Below are 4748 nucleotides of genomic sequence, written 5' to 3'. Positions count from 1 at the left end.
GAATGCTGAATGCTGAATGAAACCACCCCACCCTGGCCCCCCATGAGGGGAGGGGAGTCAGGGGTTACATTCAACCTTCAACCTTCACCCTTCCACCTTCAAGAGAGACACTCCGCCAGACTGTCCGCCAGGTTGCGCATGAGCAGTTCGTAGCCTTCCGGGCCTGACGGCAGGTCCGCACCCAAGGGGTCGAGCACGCCGGTGCGGGCGCGGGTGCCTTCGGTGACCGTGGTCACGATGGCCGGGCGGAACTGGGGCTCGCTGAATACGCACAGGGCGTCGGATTCCACCACGCGTTGGCGGATCTCCTGTACCCGCCTGGCGCCCGGTGCCCTTGACGGGTCCACGGTGATGGAACCGGCCGGGGTCAGGCCGAAGTGGCGCTCGAAGTACTGGTAGGCGTCGTGGAACACGATGAAGGGCCGGTCGCGCACGTTCGCGAGTCGGCGGTCGATGTCCTCCTCCAGCCGATTGAGCCGATCCAGGACTTCGTCCGCGTTGCTCCGGTAGGTTGATGCATTGTCCGGGTCCACTTCGGCCAGGACCCCGGCGACGTGGCGCACGATCCGGCGGGCGTTCTCCGGAGACAGCCAGACGTGGGCATCGACCTCGCCGTGATCGTGCCCATGGTCGTTTCCGTGTCCCTGTCCGTGATCATGACTGTGCCCATGGTCATGCTGGTGCCCGTGGCTATGGTCATGATCATGGCGATCGTCGCGGCTGTGTTCATGGCCATGGTCGTGCCCATGCCCGTGCCCATGCCCGTGCCCATGCCCATGCCCGTGCCCATGATCGTGTTCGTCCCAGATGCCTCCCTCCCGGATGGGGTGCTTCACGAGGTCGGCATCCGTCAGCAGGGTGATGCGGCGTGCTTCTCCCGACAAGCCGGCGATCGGACGCACCAGGAAGTTCTCCAGTTCCGGCCCCACCCAGATCACCACCTGCGCCTGCTGCAGGTTCCGCATGTCCGAGGGCCGCATGGCGTGATCGTGGGGCGAGGCGCCGCCCGGAACCAGCAGCGCCGGTTCGGCCACACCCCGTGTGACACCCATGACCAGGTCGTGAACCGGCTTGACGCTGACGGCGATCCGGAGGGATTCCTGTGCCTGCGCCGGTGAGGCCAGCGCGAGCACGAGTCCTGCGAACAGGACAAGGGCCAGTGGCGGTGATAGTCTCGTGGCGCGCGGGGATGGCATGGGGTTCGCTCTCCATGGATAGTCATTTTGGATATGTAATAATATAACGTTTAGAGCGTTTGTCCATGCCTCGAGGTCGAGTTCGCAGTAGGACCGGACCGGGCATGGCCCGGACGGGTCCATGAGACGTGTGACGCGCCCACCTGCCCGAAACATTGAGGATGCCCTTTGCCGCCCGATCACGACATACCCCTGGTGACAATGCACAAGGTGGGCCTGGTGCTGGGCGGCCGCCGCATCCTCCATGACGTGGATCTGGGTGTCGGCAAGGGCCAGATCGTGACGCTGATCGGGCCCAACGGGGCGGGCAAGACCTGCCTGGTGCGGGTGCTTCTGGGGCTGATCGGGGCCACGGAGGGGCAGGTGAACCGGGCTGCAGGTCTGCGGATCGGGTACATGCCGCAGCGGGTGATGGTGGACGAGGTGCTGCCCATCACCGTGGGCCGGTTTCTCACCCTGGGCGGTCGCGCCAGCAGGCAGCGCCAGGAGGCTGTACTGCGGGAGACGGGCGTGGCGCACCTGATGGGACAGCCCGTCCAGTCCGTTTCCGGCGGCGAAATGCAACGTGTACTGCTCGCCAGGGCGCTGCTGCGCGAGCCGGACCTGCTGGTCCTGGACGAGCCCGCCCAAGGCGTGGACGTGGGCGGCCAGGCGGAGGTGTTCCGGCTGATTGCGAACATCCGCGACCGCTACGGCTGCGGCGTGCTGCTGGTCTCACACGAGCTGCACCTCGTCATGGAGGCGGCGGACTCGGTGGTGTGTCTGAACCAGCACGTCTGCTGCACCGGCCGCCCCGAGGCCGTGAGCCGCCATCCCGAGTATCTGCGGCTGTTCGGCCACCCGTCGGAGGCCAGGGGCCTCGCCGTCTATGCCCATGATCACGACCACCGCCACGACCTGCACGGATGTGTCGTGAGCGATCAGGGACAAGGTGAAAGGGAAAAGGTACAAGGGGATAAACCATGAGTATGCACTGCTTGTCTTTCACTTTACCCTTGCACCTTTGCCCTTGTGCCTGCCCCTGACATGGACGACTTCATTCTCAGAGCGCTGGCCGGAGGTATCGCGGTGGCCCTGGTGGCAGGACCGCTGGGGGCGTTCGTGGTCTGGCGCCGCATGGCCTACTTCGGCGATACCCTGGCCCACTCCGCGCTGCTGGGCGTGGCGCTCGGTTTTCTCCTGGGGATCAGTCTGAACCTGACGGTGATTGCCCTGTGCACGGCGCTTGCCGTGCTGCTGGTGATTCTCCAGAGACAGCGTCGTCTCGCCAGCGACACCCTGCTCGGCATCCTCGCGCACAGCAGCCTTTCCCTCGGTATCGTGTCAGTGGCCTTTCTGGAAGGCGTGCGCATCGATCTCATGGGTTACCTGTTCGGCGACATTCTCGCCGTGACGCGGGGCGACCTGGTCTGGATCTTCGTCGGCGGACTGGCGGCCCTGGTCCTGCTGCTGCTCCTGTGGCGCCCGCTTCTGGCCATGACAGTGCATGAGGACCTGGCCCGTGTGGAGGGCGTGCCGGTGATGTGGGTGAGTCTCGGCTTCATGGTGCTCATTGCGGTGGTGATCGCCGTGGCCATGAAGGTCGTGGGCATCCTGCTGATCACGGCGCTGATGATCATCCCCGCGGCGACTGCCCGGCGCCTCGCGGCCACGCCGGAACAGATGGCGCTGCTGGCCGGCGGGCTCGGTTCACTGGCGGTGCTGGGCGGCGTGGCGGGTTCGCTGACGTGGGACACCCCCACGGGGCCGTCGATCGTGGTGGCCGCGGCGGCGCTGTTCGCCATCATCTATCTTGTGCCCGGGCGGCGCTTTCGCCGGGCGGGGTGACCTGGGCGTTATTAACCACGAAGCTCACGATGAGCACGAAGAAATCAAAAAATTGGTCTCTCGCAAAGCCGCGAAGCACGCCAAGAAAAGATCAGGTCTGAATTAAAACAGATCAAGACCTCTTCGCTTTTCTTTGCGGGCTTCGCGGCTTCGCGAGAGAAATGCTTTTCAATCACATCGTGTACTTGGTGGATAAAAAAAAGGGGCGCAATCCCGCGCCCCTTGTCGACTCGTGTCCCGGAAGTGCCGGGGCAGCAATCCGCCCCGGCCTGAAGGTCAGAAGTCGTAACGCATGCCGAGGGACACGCCCGTGGCGGTTTCCCCGGCTGCGCCGTCCGGCGTGGCCGTACGGGCCTGGCCCCAGGGCGTGAGCGCCGAGGCGTCGTCGTTGCTCACCATGGCGACATTGCCGTAGAACCGCAGCGCGCTGTCCAGACGGTACTCAAGCCCCACTGCGTAGAGCGTGGCGTCCTTGTCGTTCAGATCGGAATCCAGCGTGAAAACATGGGCGTTGAGGAAGGTCTTCGGATTGATGCGCAGCGTGCCGCCCAGACCCCAGACCGTTCCGTCGTCGTCCGCGGCGCTGGTGGTCTGCTGATACAGCGCCCCCACCCGCAGGGCGGAGGTGAGCTGGTAGCTCGCGGCGAGACGCCAGGCATCGGGATCGTTGTCGCCATCGCGCTGTTGCTCGTAGGCAAGCACCGCATTCAGCGGGCCGGTGCGATAGCCCAGCGAGGTGCTGATACCGCTGTTGTCGCCGCCTTCCGTGGTGGTGGCGTTGGTGCGTTCGGGAGAATACTGCAGATCGAACACGAATCCGTTCATGGACGGGGACCGATAATGCAGGCTGTTGCGGAAGCGTTCGTCGAAACGCCCGTGGTCCGACGTTCGGGTGAGGTTGCGCATGTCACCTACCTGGTCGCCGAAGAAGTTCGCGGGGCCGCGCGCCCGCTTGAAGGGCGTGTCGAACTTTCCGATGCGAACCATGCCGAAGTCCCCTTGCAATCCCACGAACGTGTCGCGGGTGGCGAACTCTGTGCCGCTATCGTCGAAGTCGATCTGCTGCTCGATCTGGAACATGCCGGTGAGGCCGTACTCGAACGCACGCTGACCGCGCACGCCGAGGCGGCTCGAGTTACTGGAGACGTTCAGCTCGCTGTAGTCGTCCCCGTTGTCGAGATAGTCTGCCGAGAGGTGGGCACGGCCGTAGAAGTCGATGCCCGAAACGGCCGCGGCAGGGTAGACCATGGCGGTGGCCACGGCCGCGGCAAGTAGCTGCTTCTTCATGTTGTGGATCTCCAGATGTGTGTCGGTTGCGGAATGGGTGCTGGCGTCAATGCGATGACCGCCGCATTTTTAGCAACCGGGGGAGATCCTTTAAATCGCGTTCCTGTTAAGTTTTGTTTAAGTGTTTATGACACTGACGCAATGAGTCATCGGTTTGATGATCGACACCGTGATGCCCAGGGGCGCCGTGATGCAGGCAGTTGGGGCGCCGCGCTTCGGTTCGTGCAGTACGGACATCAACGCGGGCGAAGTCAAGCGAATGTCATGATTCATCCGGTTCGTGGGCTTCGGAGCAAGATACGGGGGCGTGCTGGGCTGCGAATCGCACAAAGGAAAACCGAATGCGGTGTGCTCTTATGCTTGGTGGAGCGACACTGCAGAATCAGGATTTGGGGCCGTGTACGCTGTCGCCGGAATACCTCTCGCAAAGACGCGAAG

General features: G+C 64.0%; 4 protein-coding genes. 2 read left to right on the top strand and 2 right to left on the bottom strand.

What is annotated here, in order from left to right:
* Positions 1-98: 98 nt before the first annotated feature.
* The gene (locus tag B1C78_RS08110) at positions 99-1196 is read right to left on the bottom strand and encodes a zinc ABC transporter substrate-binding protein ZnuA (RefSeq protein WP_077278655.1); all 1098 of its coding nucleotides are present in this window, start codon (positions 1194-1196) and stop codon (positions 99-101) included.
* A 201-nt stretch (positions 1197-1397) separates the two neighbouring features.
* Between B1C78_RS08110 and B1C78_RS08105 the strand changes: the two genes are divergently transcribed.
* Both B1C78_RS08105 and B1C78_RS08100 read left to right on the top strand, forming a co-directional pair.
* The gene (locus B1C78_RS08105; protein ID WP_077278692.1) at positions 1398-2162 is read left to right on the top strand and encodes an ATP-binding cassette domain-containing protein; all 765 of its coding nucleotides are present in this window, start codon (positions 1398-1400) and stop codon (positions 2160-2162) included.
* Between the two features lie 60 nt (positions 2163-2222).
* Complete coding sequence (locus tag B1C78_RS08100; protein ID WP_077278654.1) at positions 2223-3023, top strand: metal ABC transporter permease; 801 nt, start codon at positions 2223-2225, stop codon at positions 3021-3023.
* Between the two features lie 276 nt (positions 3024-3299).
* On the opposite strand, the gene B1C78_RS08095 is transcribed toward B1C78_RS08100, so the two are convergent.
* On the bottom strand, positions 3300-4310 hold the full coding sequence (locus B1C78_RS08095) for a porin (protein ID WP_077278653.1): 1011 nt from the start codon (positions 4308-4310) through the stop codon (positions 3300-3302).
* Positions 4311-4748 lie beyond the last annotated feature (438 nt).

The sequence above is a fragment of the Thioalkalivibrio denitrificans genome, assembly GCF_002000365.1.
Classification (GTDB): Bacteria; Pseudomonadota; Gammaproteobacteria; order Ectothiorhodospirales; family Ectothiorhodospiraceae; genus Thioalkalivibrio_A; species Thioalkalivibrio_A denitrificans.
This window is presented reverse-complemented; position numbering and strand designations above follow the sequence as displayed.

Excerpts from the sequence above, each read along its gene's own strand:
- B1C78_RS08110 (WP_077278655.1), bottom strand. The coding sequence starts at position 1,196 with ATGCCATCCCCGCGCGCCACGAGACTATCACCGCCACTGGCCCTTGTC.
- B1C78_RS08105 (WP_077278692.1), top strand. The coding sequence starts at position 1,398 with ATGCACAAGGTGGGCCTGGTGCTGGGCGGCCGCCGCATCCTCCATGAC.
- B1C78_RS08100 (WP_077278654.1), top strand. The coding sequence starts at position 2,223 with ATGGACGACTTCATTCTCAGAGCGCTGGCCGGAGGTATCGCGGTGGCC.
- B1C78_RS08095 (WP_077278653.1), bottom strand. The coding sequence starts at position 4,310 with ATGAAGAAGCAGCTACTTGCCGCGGCCGTGGCCACCGCCATGGTCTAC.